Genomic DNA, 17,369 nt, shown 5'->3' on the forward strand with positions numbered 1-17,369 from the left:
TTTCATTATTTTTTTAGGAAAAGTGTGCCGTTTTGGTTAATTAATGATAGAATCCGGCGGCTTTTTTTAACCAACTTATTGAGAAGATAGAGTAAGACAATGGCTGACTTATCGAAGTATAGAAATATAGGTATCTTCGCTCACGTAGATGCTGGTAAAACCACAACAACTGAGCGTATTTTGAAATTAACTGGTCAAATCCACAAGACTGGTGAAGTACACGACGGTGAGTCAACAACTGACTTCATGGAACAAGAAGCTGAGCGCGGAATTACTATCCAGTCTGCTGCTGTAACTTGTTTCTGGAAAGATCACCGTTTTAACGTTATCGATACTCCTGGACACGTTGACTTCACAGTTGAAGTTTACCGTTCTCTTAAAGTATTAGACGGTGGTATTGGTGTATTCTGTGGTTCTGGTGGTGTTGAACCACAATCAGAAACTAACTGGCGTTATGCGAATGACTCAGAAGTTGCACGTATTATCTTCGTTAACAAATTAGACCGTTTAGGTGCTGATTTTTACCGCGTAGTTAAGCAAACTAAAGACGTTCTAGGTGCAAACCCACTAGTTATGGTTCTACCAATTGGTATAGAAGATGACTTCGTTGGTGTTGTTGACCTACTATCTCGTAAAGCATACGTTTGGGATGAGACTGGTCTTCCTGAAAACTACGAAATCACTGATGTTCCTGCGGACATGGTTGATAAAGTAGAAGAATATCGTGAAATGCTAGTTGAAACTGCTGTTGAGCAAGACGACGACCTTATGGAAGCGTACATGGAAGGTGAAGAGCCTTCAATCGAAGACATCAAGCGTTGTATCCGTAAAGGTACTCGTACAATGGACTTCTTCCCTACGTACTGTGGTTCTGCTTTCAAAAACAAAGGTATGCAGTTAATTCTTGACGCTGTTGTTGATTACTTACCATCTCCTACAGAAGTTGATCCTCAACCTCTTACAGATGAAGAAGGTGAGCCTACTGGCCGTCACGCAATCGTTTCTGCAGACGAGTCATTTAAAGCGTTAGCATTTAAAATCTCTGATGACCGTTTCGGTGCACTTACGTTCGTACGTATTTACTCTGGTATGCTGAAGAAAGGCGACACCATCATGAACGCTGCGACAGGTAAAACTGAACGTATCGGTCGTATGTGTGAAATGCAAGCCGATGACCGTAATGAGTTAACAAGCGCACAAGCTGGTGACATCATCGCAATCGTAGGCATGAAGAGTAACGTTCAAACAGGTCACACATTATGTGATCCTAAAGATCCAATTATTCTAGAAGCAATGGTATTCCCTGAGCCAGTAATCTCAATCTCTGTTAAGCCTAAAGATAAAGGTTCAACTGAGAAAATGGGTATTGCTATCGGTAAAATGGTTGCTGAAGATCCAACATTCCGCGTTGAAACTGACCAAGATTCAGGTGAAACAATCCTATCTGGTATGGGTGAGCTTCACTTAGACATCAAAGTTGACATCCTTAAGCGTACTTACGGCGTTGAGCTAGAAGTAGGTGAACCTCAAGTTGCATACCGTGAAACTATCACGCAGCCAGTTGAAGATTCATACACGCATAAGAAACAGTCTGGTGGTTCTGGTCAATTCGGTAAAATCGATTACCGTATCAAGCCTGGCGAAGCTGGTTCTGGTTTCACGTTCACATCAACAGTTGTTGGTGGTAACGTACCTAAAGAATTCTTCCCTGCTATCGAAAAAGGTTTTGCTGGCATGATGGAAACTGGTGTTCTAGCTGGATTCCCTGTTCTTGACGTTGAAATCGAACTTTACGATGGTGGTTTCCACGCAGTCGATTCATCTGCAGTAGCATTTGAATTAGCAGCACGTGGCGCGTTCCGTCAATCAATTCCTAAAGCAGGTGCACAACTACTTGAACCAGTAATGTTAGTAGACGTGTTCACTCCTGAAGATCACGTTGGTGATGTTATCGGTGACCTTAGCCGTCGTCGTGGCATGATCGCTGGTCAAGAAGCAGGCGCTACTGGTGTTCGTATTAAAGCTGACGTACCACTTTCAGAAATGTTTGGTTACATCGGTTCACTACGTACAATGACTTCAGGCCGTGGTCAGTTCTCTATGGAGTTCAAAAACTACATGCCTTGTCCAAGCAGTGTTTCTGACGAAGTAATTGCAAAAGCTAAAGAAGAGAAAAACGCTAAGTAATTAGCCTTTATTTCAATTTAGTATTAAGAAGCCTGCCTTGTGCAGGCTTTTTTTGTGTCTGCCATTTAACCATGACTGTAGTCGGCTAATCTTCACCTGTGCTACAATCCCTGATGTAATTCCGATTCAAATTCAACTTATTTCTAAAGGCGCTTACGTGACTGAACAACAAGGCAAACGGCTCAATAAATTCATTAGCGAATCGGGATATTGCTCTCGACGCGAAGCGGATAAACTTATTGAGCAAAAGCGCGTTAAGATAAACGGGAAACTCCCTGAGCTCGGCACCAAAGTACTTGATGGTGATAATGTCACAGTTAATGGTAAAACTATAAATGCCAGTGCCGAAAATAAATCTGACCGTGTTTACATTGCCTATAACAAGCCGATTGGTATTACGTGTACTACAGAACGTCACGTTCGAGGCAACATCATAGATGCCATCAATCACCCTAAACGAATTTTCCCGATTGGACGTCTAGATAAACCATCAGATGGTCTAATTTTTTTAACTAGTGACGGTGACATTGTTAATAAAATTTTACGCGCAGAGAATGCGCACGAAAAAGAATACGTTGTGGTTGTGGATAAGCCTCTAAACGAACGATTTAAAAGTCGTATGGAAAAAGGCATTCCAATACTTGGAACAGTGACAAAACCATGCCGAGTTAAATTACTTGGACCTAAGAAATTCTCTATCATTCTTACTCAAGGATTAAACCGACAAATTCGTCGTATGTGTGAATATTTAGGCTTTGAAGTTACTAAGCTACAACGAACTCGAATTATGAACGTCGACTTAAAAGGCCTAAAGCCTGGGCAATGGCGTGAGTTAACCAGCAAAGAAATGAACCAAATTAATCAAGCCGTTGCTGGTTCTAAAAAAACGGCAGAATAAAATCTGCCATTTAAATTACAAAGGGGTGACTTGCTCAATTAGCGCTTAGTCATCAACCTTAGGACCGCGAATTAACTCCAGACGACTTGACCATTGTTCAATAATGGAAGTTGAAAAAGAAGAAAAATCTATCGAATAGTCTTGCTCTTCAGGCTTATTCAATAAGTCCATTTTTTGGAACAAGTCCGATAACAAATCTCTTGGATGAGCAAACAAGTCTTCCGTCTTCGCAAATTCACCTTTCAAATCAGCGGCAAAGTTCCCTAATGGCTCTAACTCTCTTAGTGCGGCTGCACCAGGATTTAGAGAAGCTTGTTCAGATTGATAAGCCTCCACAGCTTTGACGCTTGTGCTTTGGCTTAAATCCAGTGCAAAACCACTGATCTCAGATGAGTCGTATTCCAGTTCCATTGCTTTGTTAATAGCTTCTTGCATGTCACCGTCATAAAAGTCCGCCGACAAACTATTAATTTTTTCCAACAATGCATTTATCGCTTCTAGCTCGTCTTCATCTAAATCACCATCAATGCTTAATGAAAACTGCTGCTGACTGACTACTTCGCTGTAAGAGTAAGCATAGCTACCACTATATGAATTACCATTGCCTTGGCCCTGGCTAGAAAAACGACCACTACCAGACTCAACCGACGCACCTAAAAAGGCACTGGCATTAATCTTAATCCTGTCGCCATCTCGTGTTTCAAGTTCAAATTCAAACGAGCGAGACTCCTTTGACTGTAAAGACTGAAATAAAGCTTCACCAATACGCGCTGGTGGAACGGACTCTTCTGCAGAATCATCCGATTGATTTAAACTGGCTGGTTTTTCAATAACACTCTGGCTTTCACCTAAATACTCATTCGCAAGTTCAAATAACCCTTCTTTTACCTTTTGGGCGGTAAGTGAAATATCACTTTCAACATCGCCTTCTAACAACCCCATATCAGACAGGATACCACTGGCTTCTTCATAACCTTGTTCAAAACCTTTAAGACCAGCTTCTATTCGGCTTTGCAATTGCTCTTGTGTTGCACCATCGGCTTTATCCATTTTTAAGCGGTTAGTTATAAACCCGAGAATTGCGCTAGATGACGCGTCTGAGCGTTTATCCCTTTGTTCAATTGCTGCCTGCTCTAACTTATTAGGCTTTGGATCTTGTGGAACCGCAATTGATTGCTGCACTCGCTTTTGCACCGTTTGATGAAAATACGAAAAACTGGTGCTAGATGTTGCGCCAGACAAGGTCACTAATGACGCTGGCGCTGACTTTTGAATTTGCTGTTGGCCATTTTGAGAATTTAGTTCGCCCTTACTGCTGGGTTTGCTCAGCCAATTTTGTAATTGAGTGGGGTCGAATTTAATCATTTTAATATACCTATGGTTGCCTAGCATTAATATCGGCTGACACACTGTAAAATTGAGTGAATTATATACAAATATAACTCTTTTCTCTTAACCTGTTGATCAATAATTGCATTTATTCGAAAGGAATAGGCAAGTTTTACTAATTATAGAGAATCCAAGCCTCTGCTAGACTCATAAAATATAAATAAGAGATTAAAATAGAGAGGACATAATGGGATTACTCGTAAATGGTAATTGGCAAGATAAGTGGTACGACACTGACAAAAGTGACGGTAAATTTGAGCGTGAAAGCGCACAGTTAAGAAACTGGGTTACCGCAGACGGAGAAGCTGGAGCAACAGGTAGTAAAGGCTTTATCGCAGAAAAAGGTCGATATCACTTGTATGTTTCCCTTGCCTGTCCTTGGGCACACAGAACGTTAATTTTTAGAAAGCTAAAATCTTTAGAGGATTACATCGACGTGTCTATTGTTAGCCCAGACATGTTAAACAATGGTTGGGAATTTGATAAATCAAATCACAGCACTGGCGATGCGCTATTTGATGTTAAGTATATGCACCAAGTATATACTCGAAATAAAAGCGACTACTCAGGCCGCGTGACGGTTCCTGTACTTTGGGATAAAAAAACTAACCAAATTGTAAGTAATGAATCATCAGAAATAATTCGAATGTTTAATAACGCCTTTAATCATTTGACGAACAATTCACTAGACTTATATCCAAGCGAATTAAAGTCCGACATTGATGACGTTAATGACTTTGTTTACCACAACATCAACAATGGTGTTTATAAGTGTGGTTTTGCCACCAAGCAAGCCGCTTATGAAAAAGAGTTTACAACGCTATTTAATGCATTAGATGAGATTGAAGACAGACTAACAACAAATCGTTATTTAGTCGGTAATACAATCACTGAGGCGGATTGGCGTTTATTCACAACCTTGATTCGTTTTGATGCCGTTTATGTGGGTCACTTTAAATGTAACCAAAGAACTATTGAGAGTTATCCACATTTATCTTCTTATTTAAGAGAGCTATATCAATGGCCAGGTATTGCGGAAACGGTCGACTTCTATCATATTAAAAGGCACTACTACTTCAGCCATACTATGATAAACCCAACGCAAGTTGTCCCTGCGGGCCCAGAAATCGACTACAACCGCCCTCACAACCGGCATGAAATAGGTTAATATAAATACTTTCTGTATTGTTTAAACAGAATAAAAGGCCGTACAATGCGGCCTTATTATTATCTTGTTCCCCACAACATAAAAGGAAATATCATGAGTCAGGCACCTAAAGCTGTGGTTATGATCCGCCCACATCACTTTTTACCAAATCCACAAACGTCTGCCGATAATACCTTTCAAAGTGAAGCCGATAATAATAGGTCGCTAACAACACTGGCTTACGAACAAGTGTCTAACATGACAAAGAAGTTAGAGGACAACGGTATAACCGTTCATTTATTTGAAGACGTCAGTAAAGCAACTCCAGACTCCGTATTTCCCAATAATTGGTTTTCAACACACCATGATGGCAAGTTAGCAATTTATGCCATGTACCCTGAAAACCGCCGCTTAGAAAGGCGTTCAGATATTATTGATAAGCTTGTGAGTCAGTATCAAGTAAATCAAATAATTGATTATTCTCCTTATGAGCATTCGAGTAAGTTTTTAGAAGGAACGGGCGCTCTTGTTTTAGATCACGATGCTCGCGTAGCTTATGCCGTTCGATCAAATCGTTGTTCTGAGCAACTATTCTATGAGTTTTGTCAGCAGTTCTCTTATCGCCCGGTATTATTCGATGCAGTGAATAAACAAGGTACCGCGGTTTATCATACCAATGTCATAATGACCGTAGGATCTAGTTACGTATTGTTAGCTACTGAAATGATTAAAGATGCCTCTCAACAACGCTTCGTCATTGAAGCTATTGAAAGAACGGGCAAAACCATCATTCACCTAACGGAGCAGCAAATTGAGCAATACTGTGGCAATGCGTTAGAGCTAACAAATGGTGATACGCTTTATTTAGCGCTTTCTCAAACAGCCTTTAATGCATTAACGGATGAACAAAAGCATTTATTAAACAGCGAAGTAACCTTGCTGCCATTTGACGTCGAGGCCATTGAATATGCAGGTGGCTCGGTTAGATGTATGTTGGCTGGTATCCATTTACCAAAAAGATAAATAATATGAACAAGTAAACCCGTTATTCACTTGAACTGTACTGGTACAATACAATAAAATTGTTCGCCCTCATGGTGAGGTAGTAAATGAGGATTGCATGATATTTGAGTCAACTTTTAAACCCGCTTGGTGGCTTAACAACCGCCATCTACAAACGATTGTTCCTAGGTTCTATTCTGTAAAGAATAGCTTTAGACCTTTTGAGCAAGAGTTCAACCTATCCGATGGTGATTTTCTCGAGCTTATTTGGAGCCGTTCTCCTGCCTATATTAATGAGCAAACCCCTATTGTAATTGTGCTCCACGGATTAGAAGGTTCGTTTGATAGCTTTTATGCTAAACGCATGATGAATGCTATTCATCAAAAAGGTTGGGTTGGTTTATTAATGCAATTTAGGGGCTGCGGCAAAAAGCAAAACAGACTGGCTAAAACCTATCATTCTGGTCAAACAGAAGATGTTGCTGAGCTAGTTAAATACGTGCATAAAAAATTTCCTAACAACCCTAAATACAGCGTGGGTTTTTCATTAGGCGGCAACATGCTTGCCAAATACCTAGGTGAAGAAAGCAGTCACTCTGTTTTATCTGGCGGTATTGTTATTTCAGCGCCACTTGATTTATCTATCTGCGCACACGCAATTGGACAGGGCTTTTCAGCTATTTACCAAAAATATTTAGTGGATAAACTTAGAAACAAGACTAAAGATAAACTCGCTTTGATGAATGAGCGCTTCCCTATTAAAGTGACCGCAAATGAACTGGACGAAATTAAAGTCCTGACAGAATTTGATGATGCTGTTACAGCACCTATTAACGAATTTAAAAGTGCCGCAGAATATTATGAAAAGAGCAGTGCGAATAAATTTTTAGCTTCTATCTCAACGCCTACTTTAATTATTCATGCCAAAGACGACCCATTCATGTCGGAAGCCGTCATCCCAACCAAAGATAAACTCTCGTCATCCGTTCGATTCGAATTAAGCAAAGCAGGCGGGCATGTTGGATTTATTTCGGGCTTAAATCCATTTAAACCTAAATTCTGGGCTGAAAATAGAACCATAGAGTTTATACAACAACTGCAACTCAATAAGTTTGGTAGTAAAAAGTCATGATCATACCTTGGAAAAATATTAGCGCTGATGCTTTAGAAGGCATTATCGAAGAGTTCATCATGCGTGAAGGTACTGACTACGGTGAGCATGAAGTGTCTTTCACTGATAAAAAAGAGCAAGTTTTAAATCAGTTAAAATTGGGCGAAATCGTCTTGGTATTTTCAGAGCTGCACGAAACCGTTAACTTAATGCCAGCCGCTACGTTTAATCACGACGAGAACCATGCGGAATAATCATTGTTGTCCAGTCTAGGTTATTATCTGCGGCAACAATAAAGTCAGGATTTAAGAATGACTCTCTTTGATTATAAGTTAGCGGAACAAACTCAGAATCAATAATACAACCACCAGCCTCTTCCACAATTATTTGAGGCGCACCTGTATCCCATTCGCCCGTTGGGCCAACGCGAATATATAAGTCAGCTTTACCTTCCGCCACTAAACATGATTTTAGAGCACAACTGCCAAGGGATATAAAACCTAAATCTACAGAGTCACTTATATATTTAGTAATTGAATCTAATTTTTGAACGCGACTTATGGCAAGTGTAAGTGAGTGCTTGTTTACATCAATTTTATTGGCAGCTAATTTTGTAACTTGCTCTTGGCGATTCTTTTTAAACGCGCCACCCTCCTTTACAGCCCAATAAATATCTTCTGTTACAGGTGCGTATATAACACCTAAAACAGGTTTGTTGTTTTGAATGAGGGCTATATTAACTGCAAAGTCAGGGCGACCAGCAACAAACTCTTGCGTACCATCTAGAGGATCTACCAGCCAATATTCTGACCACTTTACTCTGTCACTGAGCACTAATCCTTCAACTTCTTCCGACATAATAGGAATATTAGGCGTAAGTGACTGCAAACAGGAAAGAACTATATCGTTTGCAGCATAATCTGCACTTGTGACTGGCGACTGGTCTGATTTATTAAACTGCTCAAAGTCACCGTCATCAAAGTATTCTAAAATTGCTCCGCCGGCTTTCACCGCGATTAGTTTTACTTCTTCGACTAACTTATCAAGACTCGTTTCCATAGCAGTTCCAAATACACTCGTACATTTTGAAAGAATAGACGAATTTATCTGTCACTGCTCAATAAAACAACCCTGAGTGCGCCAGTTGATGGTATTTTAGGCATAATCAGTAATCAGTAATCAGTAATCAGTAATCAGTAATCAGTAATCAGTAATCAGTAATCAAAAATGTTTACTTGAATAAATCTGGTTGCGAATCTATTTTTTGCTGAGCCAAGAACAAGGCTGCAACCGAGCGTGCTTCATTAAAGTCTTCTTGATCTAGTAAACTACTTGCATCACTCCATCGCCAGGTGATTTTTTCTAGCGGCTCAGGCTCATCGCCCTCTAATGACTCTTCATATAAATCTAACGCAATGTAAATGTGCATTTGAGCACTAAAGTAACTCGGGGCCATTGATACCGTCTTTAGCTTTAGGAATCGTTTTGCACCGAACCCAATTTCTTCTTTTAATTCACGGTTTGCCGCTTCTTCCGGTGTTTCACCAGGGTCAATTAACCCTTTTGGAAAACCCACTTCATAACCGTGTATTCCAGCAGCGTATTCTCTTACTAAAATAAACTCGTTAGCACTAATACAAGGCACAACCATTACTGCGCCGCGACCAGAACCTTTCATGCGTTCGTATTGTCGCTTTTCACCATTGTTGAACTCTAAATCCAGTTGTTCAATTTTAAATAAATTACTCTGCGCAACCAATTTACTATTATGGATTGTTGGTAAAGTTGGCGCGGCAGGATAAGCGCTTATTTTTTTCCCCGACATAACTACCTTCTGCTAGAATCGATTCATCATCTAACTATAACGACTAAAAATAAGAAATCTATGCTTAATTGGCACGACATTGAAACCGTATTACTTGATATGGACGGCACTCTATTAGATCTGCATTTCGACAATCATTTTTGGATGGAACATACACCGCAGGCGTATTCTAAAGTACATGATATGCCACTAGATGAAGCAAAGGTTTTATTAAAGCAACAAAATGATGCCGTATACGGACAATTGGAATGGTATTGTTTAGATTACTGGCAACGTGAACTAAAACTCCCAATTGTTGAGTTAAAAAGAGAAATACAACATTTGATTCAGCTACGTGAAGATACTATTCCCTTTTTAGATGCGCTTAAGTCTGCTGGAAAAAAGGTAGTATTGGTAACAAATGCACACCCAGATTCATTAAGCTTAAAAGTTGAAAGAACTCAGCTGGATTTGCATATCGATGATCTAATCTCATGCCATCAATTTGGTGCCAGCAAAGAAAGCCAATCACTCTGGACACAATTACAAAGCCATTTAGACTTTGACCCTGCCAAAACCCTATTCGTTGATGACTCAGAGCGTATTCTCCACTCAGCAAAAGAGTTTGGAATAAAACACCTTCTTGCGGTAGCAAATCCAGACAGTAAAAAAGTCGCGGTGCCTATTAATGGCTTTGTTAATGTTACCGACTATCGCACTCTTTTAAACGACATCAAATAAACCTTGTCGTTTGCTCAACTTGTAGTGAACAGATCAACTGACAGCCACTAAACCCTTGTTACTTTTTACAACTTCTCAGTGGCTGTTCTTTATCAAAGAAAATAGTAATTTCTGCGACAGTAACACCAAACTTCTTCATCGCTGTTTTGTTCATCAATCGATATTCATCAAGTTGATACATCCAGTCATCTAGCGCGAAAGTATACTCGCTATCATCAATACTCACTTCTAAGTTGTACTTCCAGTTAAACGCAAAACCAATCGCTTCGCCGCTGGCCTCTCCATTTACATCGCCTGCTGAGCCAGTATAAATTCCGTCTGCTGACTTGTTGAGTTTCCATATACGTCGGTCTTGCTCGCCGTCGTCATAATAGAAAAACTCATCCAAAACGCCAGTTTTACCCGCTTCTCCGTCTTGCCAACTGCCCGTCATTTCTACACAAAAACGTCGAGTCACTTTATCGCTGTAATCTTGAATCATTCCCCAAGCAATTACTTTTCCATCAAAGTATCGATCTAACTCAAACTTTGGGCTTGTCTCTTTATAATCGTCAACTTGAGTACTGCAACCTACAAGTAGCAAACTAAAAGCCAACGCAGCGAACATCGTTTTCATAAAATAAGTCCTATCTATAATGACAATAACTGCTTACGCAATTTAGGCTCGGAAGTATCAACTGACAGCCAAATATCTAAAAATGTTTTTCCAAAGGCAGGGTTGTCTTGTTTTGACAGAAACTGGTTGTTGTAAAAAAACACACTGTGATCTGGGTACATTAATAAGGCTAGTTTGTCGCCCTTTTTTAAGTTAGGCCAGGTTTCACTTAACCAGGTAACATAGGCTTCGTAGTCTGCACTACTTATCTTTAAATGCTGCCACTGTTCAACTGTGCTATCTATTAAATCTTTAGCCTTTATATCTCTTTTATAATGTATCTCTAGTACAACGGGCCCCTGTTCGTGCCACACAGAGTCTTTATTAAACTCACCTTTAGCGTTAAACAAAGTACTGTTATATACATCCCAAAATAGATAACTAAATTCCGCTTGGCCGGTTGCCTTGAAGCTTTTTCCGTTCGATAACAACAGGTTTTGATTTTGGACTGAATAACTTAAATTTTCAGGCTCATCTTTAAATTGTGCAAAAGCTGGCAGGCTGCATAAAACCATCGTTAACATTGCAAAGCTAATAACACAGTAGCGTGACGCTTCGTGTTTGAGGGTTAATAACTCTCGCTGTATATAGTTCATGATTTTTGCTCCTGAGGTTGTTTAACCTGAACTTCATTGGGCTGCACGTCTTTGACCTGAATGTAGATTGATTGATTCATTCGTTTTGCCCATTGAGTTAATAATAAAAATAAAGGCCCCCAGATGACCGCAAATATAATAGCGGTTTGCCATAGTCCAAGTGGTATCTCAATCGCGCCAAGCCTCGCTCCTGCCAGGTAAGACAATGGCCCACTAATACTGCCACCAACAAACGCTAACCAAGGTTTTTGCTGAAAATACCTTAAGCTATGATTTAACGTCATGGCAAAACCAGCCCAAATTAATACTAGCCAAGGAGGAATTAAAAAAGGAACGACTAAACCGTGGTTAAATTCAAACACCCCAAACGCCATCAGCATCGAGTCAACGAACAGGCCAATGACTACACTCGCGGTAATAATAACGACGTCAGGTTTACTGCACTTTGTGTAATATAAATGAAACGCCACTAGGGCTATCGCAACTGGCAAAAATGTATTGCCAAGTAAAATGCACCCAAACCAAATGGATTGAAAAAGTATAAAATTAATAAGCATAGGTAACATCCCCTGTTTGCTTTTTATACGAAACGAACGTTAGTTTAGTTCATAAAAAAGGCCACCGCAGAGGTAGCCTTTATTTACAACAGAATGTGCTTTTGAATTACTAGAGCTTTATTGGGTAACGACCTTGCCCATCTAGCTGAGAAAACATTTTAATACCGTTGTGAATATCTCTAGGCAAACTTGGATCTGGTTTCACAAACCCTTGAAAGCCAAACGAATCCGGTGATTCAATGCGAGCATTACCTTCTAAGCCTAACTTGTTTGAACCGTCAAATGTGGCAACAACATCACCTTCATTACAAGACAACTTTGAGGCAATTGTCCCTAACTCCATTGCTTGACCAAAAACGACTTCCGCTTTTGTCCATAAAAGCTCACCCTGTAAAACATCACACATTTGCATTTGCTCATTTGGGTCAGTAACGGAAGTCATATGAAACTCATCTATGTCTAAAATGACACGACCATTAAGCTCACTAGTCGGAATAGGTAGTTCCGAACGGATTGCACTTGCTGGTGCTCTAAAAGTGAATTCCGATAATGACAAAGTATTGAAACCTAATCCAATTGTTCCCTTTCCGCTTAATTGATTTGCGTCCCTTGCCTGTCCAAATTTAATGTCGAACGACAGTTTTCCTGTAAACAAAGCAGCGATATTCATATCCCAAGTTAAGCTATTGAACTGCCACTTATCAACTTGAATAACATTCGCTCGTCCAGACCAAAGTGTGCCCGATAACGACTGATAAGCGACATTTTTAGGTGTATCTACATACTTTGCAATAAAGCTTACAGGCGTTAACAGCACACTAAAAACAATGAGCATGACAATAAATAGAGAAAAGAGTTTTTTAAAAGACATTAATTACGCTCCAAGTCTAAACGTCGAACTCGTACAATACCTGTCTCGTCAGTCTTAGATAAGTCTAAGTTGCTCACATAAATACCATGTTGGTTACGTAAGTCTGCTAACCACTTTGTTAATTGATTGAAGTTCATGTCTTCAAGTCCAACCTTTACTAAGTCCGCTGTTTGCGGTTGCAACCTAGCTAACGTAATACCATTTCTTCTGGCCGTTGTATTAATTACCTGTGCCATAGAGCTATTACTACCTGAAGCACTAGAAGTTTTACCTGAACGCTTGATCAAAGCGATTTGCTGTTCAGCCCAAGTATTTAACTCTTGTTGTTGTATCAGTTTCTTTGATGTCTCTGATAAACCATTGGCCACAGAGCTATACACTGAAATAAGAATAAACAGGCTAAAACAAACACCTAATATAAGTATTAATTTTTGCTCACTCTCTGTTTTTGACTGATATAACGCTATCGTCTTTTGTTTAAAGTTAGCTATTGCTGACATTATCTAGACTCCTTAATACTTAGTGAGCCTGTAACCACAGAGCCGTCATTGTTTACAGCACCCGGATTCACTTCTAACCCTAAGTCGACAATGGCCACGCGGAACTTCTCAAACTCTTGAAAAGACGGTGCCACTGCACTTATTCGGAGTTCATTTCGTTTGCCATCAAATCTTAAGTTTTCAATTTTCACCGCTGAAAAGCTTTTGAATACCGAACTTAGCTGCTGCATTACTGATAAGTAATCAAACGATGATGTTGTGGTCCCGCCACCAGAAATGGCTTTCACTTTTGACTGTAACTGTCTTTTTAATAGGTTTATACGCAGCTTTTCTTTAGGGAATGCTTGCTGATAAGTATTCGCGAGCTCTTGCTGTGCTGACGCTAAACGAGACTTCTGTTGTTGCCACTGCGCTGTCATCATCACAAACTGTATAACAAGTAATAATCCGCCTAATATTGCTACCGGTCGCCATGTTTGCCATGCTTTGCTGACAGGCTTTTTAGGAGCGAATTCACCTTGAAGTAAGTTCCACTTTTGCTTAGCCGCTTGTTGCGCTAATAACAACATTGGTAGCTCAGGATCTTCTGCTATTAAGGTGATCGATTTTTCTTCATCTTCCGCCGCATCAATGACTTCTTTTGGCAAAGGACTATAAAAATTAATGGTTTTGTTAGACATCTGCTGGGCATACAAAGGCAGCCAGTCTTTTTCAATAAAGCAGCCTTGCCACTCACCTTCACGTATAAGATAGCCATTGGCTATTTCAATTAAGCTTATGTGTTCTGGTTTTTCGTCCAGCGGTATACACAATACTTCAGGAAGAATATGATTCACCCGAATATCGTGATCCGCCAATAAACTAACCCAGCCAGCTAAACTGACTTTATTGACCACTGCAATATTAATAAAGTGCTGTTCTAACTCTTTGTCAAAACCTACGTCTTGAATCGCGAAGTGCAACTTCTCAATATCATCGGCTAATTCATCTTCGAGCATATACGGCAAGGCCTTAAGCACCTGACGCGTCGGTTTTATTGCACTCATGTGCTTGATAAGTCGAACATCACCACTATTTGCCAGTACAGTCACTGGACGGCCTTGTGCATAACGGCTTAACGAAGACAGTTCAGACTGATCTTGCAGTTCACCAGAAACAATGACTTCGTTCGTTACATCAGACCATACTAGCCAAGATACTGGACTAGCTTTTTGGCTGCTCATCCTCAGGATTAGCTTTTCGCTCAACTTCCCCTCCAAATCGACGCCCAATAATCCAAGCTCGATACTGTTCATCTAACTGAATCAAGCTGGTTAATGCAAATTTGGCGTCGTTATAAGTTGCATTTGTAATTAGTTTAAAAAATTTACTCGATACCGTAAAAGCCTTTCTGTCGACATTGGCGATTCCGCTAATTGCTTTTACTGACGGTAAGTCCCAGAATTCATTAATGTCTTGAAAACCTTTTTCAGGACGGTCACCAATCACTTTTTGTGCGGTGGACTCATCAATATTAAGCACGGCCATTAGCACTTCAGGCTCATTCTCTTTAACAGTATTTACGTTAATCATAAGTTCGTGATATTGCGGAATAACACACACAAACTTTTTAATTTTATTCAGTGTCAGTGGGTCAAACCCGTATATTACTCGAAGTTCGTTTTCATGAGCCAACGCACTATTACCACTTAAGTACGGAAACTCCATTGATGAGTACATATCGCCATCGTAGCCGCCCGCTTCAGTAGCGTAATCATCTGGGTCAATCCAATCGTAAACGTTATTGGCAAGGTCTTCTAGGCTTACTTCAGACTCCACTTCCAAAGATTCTAATAAACGCACAAACATATCACGAAGCGCTTTTTGTTTGGCTTTATCAAGATTAGGTTTCCACAAGCCATTAAGATTAAAACAGCTATGTAAATCAATAATACGACCTTCAATTAAGCCATTGCTAACCGGAAACGCCATGCCCTCTGCTGCCCAGGTTTGCTCTAAATGTGTTACGCCATTATCTTCTTTTAACGTTTCTGTTAATAACATTTTTACAAACGACTCTGAGCCTTTTGCGTACTGAAACGCTTGTTGCCGCTCAAACATATTATGTGCTCGGCTTATACCTAAACGTTGCGTTTTTAATAACTGCGAGGCCAATACAACACAAAGTGCGACAATAAGCATTACTGAAATTAAGGCGATACCTCGCTGTTGTTTAACCTTGATCAACTTCGGTTTCCTCTATGAACGCAAATACCCGCTCAATTTCTCCAAATGCCTCTGTTAAAAACGTTAGTCTCACCAATAATGGTAAACCATCGTCAGGCAAATCCTCTTGCCATTCGTTATCATAAAAATACTGTAGTTTTAGCTCAGATACACCTTCGATTAAATCTTGAATTCTAGGCTCTTCACCTCGGTCAGAGTCAACATAATTAAAATAAAGCCTTTGTAAAACACCTTCTACCACACGATAACCAACGGCTTGCAATTCGCTTCTAGGCAATATCATAACCGGGTTAATCCAACCATCACGGATAAAGGCAAAACCTATGTCTTCGGAGTCTAATAAATAAGGTTCGGCAACAAAGTATTTATCAATTGGCGGTTCACCATTAAGTCTTATTTTGCGCTGTACCACCTGCTGAAAGTCATTCTCGATAAACATCATGGCCCGTTGCAAGTGTGTTAACTGCGCTGATTGAGCTTCAATCTGTTCTTTGTTTGATATTGTATTATTGAGTACTGAATAAGTAGCAACGCCTAACATGGCAAAAATCGCCAAAGACAAAAGCATTTCTATAAGTGTGAAACCTTGCTGTGAACTTTGTGAGCGCTGGTTAATCATCACTTTTGCCTCGCGGCTCATATTGAACAACGTAGGTTTCTAAATCGTAAATACTGCTTTTGCTGTCTTCAAATTCATAAACGGAAACTGTCACGGCGCGCATTCTAGGATCAGCAGTTTCCACAACTTGCTGTCGCCAAAACCATTTTAAACCTGCCATTTCAGCTTCACCTTTGTGATTTTGTTTTGGCGGCCAGGTTGTTTCGACTTGAAGCTCCGTTAAACGGTTTTGAGCTACCCAAGATGCAAAGGTCATTTGTTGCAGCAAACCAATATTACTCGCACTTTGACTAACAACATTTAAAATTGAGGCGCTGGCATAAGCAAAAATAGCTAACGCCAATAGCATTTCTACCAATGTAAAACCGTTAACTTTTTTACGTGTTGTAATAGGTAGCCTATTAAGTGGAGCTGTAGGAACAGTATTAGGTGGAGTAAGAAGCTTCATTATCTATCAAGCTCCTCTTGTTCAGCTGGGTTGTAATGTTTTACGGGCGCAGTAAACAAACCTTGGATCACAAACATGACAACATCATCAAAGTCTTGGAACTCTAACTCAATTTCAAAAGGGGATATTTCACCAGAAGATAATAAAAACACCTGTGGGAAAGCTAACAGTTTTTCTTCATTAGAAAGTCCTGACTGATCTTCCATTGTTTCATCATCAATAAACTGTACCGCACTTAACAAACTCTGTTCTTGCCAAGGCAAACCATCAAGCTTGAGTGTTAACGTTAAGTTTTCGTTTAAAGGCTCTGTTTCAAAAGGACGGTCTGTAAAACGAACCCATTCTTCGTCCTCGAGTATCAAAAAAACATACTGTTGTTCCGATACCGACAAACCAAGCTGTTTGTTTTTTACTGTGGCATATTCCGACGCTAGGTTAATTAGCGCCGTTAGCTTTTGCGATTCTTCTTCAACTAAGTCATAGGCATTAGGCGCAAAGCTAGGAAAGCGTACAAGCGACACTAAGTAGCCGATGATGACAATCACCAACATCAACTCTATTAGCGTAAAGCCTTGATGTTTTGAACATCGTGCCATCGTCGCTTTCACTTTTGTGTAC

General features: G+C 40.0%; 20 protein-coding genes. 7 read left to right on the forward strand and 13 right to left on the reverse strand.

What is annotated here, in order from left to right; all coding sequences use genetic code 11:
- Window positions 1-99 precede the first annotated feature (99 nt).
- Window positions 100-2,187: an elongation factor G gene (fusA, locus tag GNP35_RS13520; protein ID WP_155696666.1), complete on the forward strand. Its 2,088-nt coding sequence runs from the start codon at window positions 100-102 to the stop codon at window positions 2,185-2,187.
- 157 nt (window positions 2,188-2,344) lie between these two features.
- Entirely contained in the window at window positions 2,345-3,085 is a 741-nt protein-coding gene (gene rluF / locus GNP35_RS13525; protein WP_330997822.1) for a 23S rRNA pseudouridine(2604) synthase RluF, read from the forward strand.
- A 45-nt stretch (window positions 3,086-3,130) separates the two neighbouring features.
- On the opposite strand, the gene GNP35_RS13530 is transcribed toward rluF, so the two are convergent.
- Entirely contained in the window at window positions 3,131-4,450 is a 1,320-nt protein-coding gene (locus tag GNP35_RS13530) for a DUF5610 domain-containing protein (RefSeq protein ID WP_155696668.1), read from the reverse strand.
- A gap of 211 nt (window positions 4,451-4,661) precedes the next feature.
- Here GNP35_RS13530 and GNP35_RS13535 point away from each other — a divergent pair, with 211 nt between their 5' ends.
- From GNP35_RS13535 to GNP35_RS13550, 4 genes are all read left to right on the forward strand, one after another.
- Window positions 4,662-5,642 carry a glutathione S-transferase family protein gene (locus GNP35_RS13535; protein WP_155696670.1) on the forward strand — a complete coding sequence of 327 codons (981 nt, stop codon included), beginning with the start codon at window positions 4,662-4,664 and terminating at the stop codon, window positions 5,640-5,642.
- Between the two features lie 93 nt (window positions 5,643-5,735).
- The gene (gene ctlX / locus GNP35_RS13540; protein WP_155696672.1) at window positions 5,736-6,644 is read left to right on the forward strand and encodes a citrulline utilization hydrolase CtlX; all 909 of its coding nucleotides are present in this window, start codon (window positions 5,736-5,738) and stop codon (window positions 6,642-6,644) included.
- A gap of 97 nt (window positions 6,645-6,741) precedes the next feature.
- Window positions 6,742-7,755, forward strand: a complete 1,014-nt coding sequence (locus GNP35_RS13545; protein ID WP_155696674.1) for a hydrolase — start codon at window positions 6,742-6,744, stop codon at window positions 7,753-7,755.
- Entirely contained in the window at window positions 7,752-7,988 is a 237-nt protein-coding gene (locus GNP35_RS13550) for a YheU family protein (protein ID WP_155696676.1), read from the forward strand. Before GNP35_RS13545 ends, GNP35_RS13550 begins: the two co-directional genes overlap by 4 nt.
- On the opposite strand, the gene cysQ is transcribed toward GNP35_RS13550, so the two are convergent.
- Both cysQ and nudE read right to left on the reverse strand, forming a co-directional pair.
- On the reverse strand, window positions 7,960-8,793 hold the full coding sequence (cysQ, locus tag GNP35_RS13555; RefSeq protein ID WP_155696678.1) for a 3'(2'),5'-bisphosphate nucleotidase CysQ: 834 nt from the start codon (window positions 8,791-8,793) through the stop codon (window positions 7,960-7,962). The genes GNP35_RS13550 and cysQ overlap by 29 nt on opposite strands.
- A 172-nt stretch (window positions 8,794-8,965) precedes the next feature.
- Complete coding sequence (gene nudE / locus GNP35_RS13560) at window positions 8,966-9,559, reverse strand: ADP compounds hydrolase NudE (RefSeq protein WP_155696680.1); 594 nt, start codon at window positions 9,557-9,559, stop codon at window positions 8,966-8,968.
- Window positions 9,560-9,619: 60 nt separating this feature from the next.
- Between nudE and yrfG the strand changes: the two genes are divergently transcribed.
- The gene (gene yrfG, locus GNP35_RS13565) at window positions 9,620-10,279 is read left to right on the forward strand and encodes a GMP/IMP nucleotidase (RefSeq protein WP_155696682.1); all 660 of its coding nucleotides are present in this window, start codon (window positions 9,620-9,622) and stop codon (window positions 10,277-10,279) included.
- Window positions 10,280-10,337: 58 nt separating this feature from the next.
- On the opposite strand, the gene GNP35_RS13570 is transcribed toward yrfG, so the two are convergent.
- From GNP35_RS13570 to gspH, 10 genes are all read right to left on the reverse strand, one after another.
- Entirely contained in the window at window positions 10,338-10,895 is a 558-nt protein-coding gene (locus tag GNP35_RS13570; protein ID WP_155696684.1) for a DUF3833 domain-containing protein, read from the reverse strand.
- A gap of 14 nt (window positions 10,896-10,909) precedes the next feature.
- Entirely contained in the window at window positions 10,910-11,530 is a 621-nt protein-coding gene (locus tag GNP35_RS13575) for a chalcone isomerase family protein (RefSeq protein ID WP_155696686.1), read from the reverse strand.
- Window positions 11,527-12,087, reverse strand: coding sequence for a DUF2878 domain-containing protein (locus tag GNP35_RS13580; RefSeq protein ID WP_196492525.1), 561 nt, complete (start codon window positions 12,085-12,087; stop codon window positions 11,527-11,529). Before GNP35_RS13580 ends, GNP35_RS13575 begins: the two co-directional genes overlap by 4 nt.
- A gap of 109 nt (window positions 12,088-12,196) precedes the next feature.
- Window positions 12,197-12,958 carry a type II secretion system protein N gene (locus GNP35_RS13585; RefSeq protein WP_155696690.1) on the reverse strand — a complete coding sequence of 254 codons (762 nt, stop codon included), beginning with the start codon at window positions 12,956-12,958 and terminating at the stop codon, window positions 12,197-12,199.
- On the reverse strand, window positions 12,958-13,458 hold the full coding sequence (gene gspM / locus GNP35_RS13590) for a type II secretion system protein GspM (protein ID WP_155696692.1): 501 nt from the start codon (window positions 13,456-13,458) through the stop codon (window positions 12,958-12,960). Before gspM ends, GNP35_RS13585 begins: the two co-directional genes overlap by 1 nt.
- Window positions 13,458-14,681, reverse strand: a complete 1,224-nt coding sequence (gene gspL, locus GNP35_RS13595; RefSeq protein ID WP_196492526.1) for a type II secretion system protein GspL — start codon at window positions 14,679-14,681, stop codon at window positions 13,458-13,460. Before gspL ends, gspM begins: the two co-directional genes overlap by 1 nt.
- Complete coding sequence (gene gspK, locus GNP35_RS13600; RefSeq protein WP_155696696.1) at window positions 14,662-15,684, reverse strand: type II secretion system minor pseudopilin GspK; 1,023 nt, start codon at window positions 15,682-15,684, stop codon at window positions 14,662-14,664. The genes gspL and gspK overlap by 20 nt, the downstream gene beginning before the upstream one ends.
- Entirely contained in the window at window positions 15,671-16,303 is a 633-nt protein-coding gene (gspJ, locus tag GNP35_RS13605; RefSeq protein WP_196492527.1) for a type II secretion system minor pseudopilin GspJ, read from the reverse strand. The genes gspK and gspJ overlap by 14 nt, the downstream gene beginning before the upstream one ends.
- Window positions 16,296-16,751, reverse strand: a complete 456-nt coding sequence (gspI, locus tag GNP35_RS13610) for a type II secretion system minor pseudopilin GspI (RefSeq protein WP_155696700.1) — start codon at window positions 16,749-16,751, stop codon at window positions 16,296-16,298. Before gspI ends, gspJ begins: the two co-directional genes overlap by 8 nt.
- Window positions 16,751-17,347: a type II secretion system minor pseudopilin GspH gene (gene gspH / locus GNP35_RS13615; RefSeq protein ID WP_155696702.1), complete on the reverse strand. Its 597-nt coding sequence runs from the start codon at window positions 17,345-17,347 to the stop codon at window positions 16,751-16,753. The genes gspI and gspH overlap by 1 nt, the downstream gene beginning before the upstream one ends.
- Window positions 17,348-17,369 lie beyond the last annotated feature (22 nt).

Source organism: Psychrosphaera haliotis, assembly GCF_009728465.1.
In the GTDB taxonomy this organism is placed as follows: domain Bacteria; phylum Pseudomonadota; class Gammaproteobacteria; order Enterobacterales; family Alteromonadaceae; genus Psychrosphaera; species Psychrosphaera haliotis.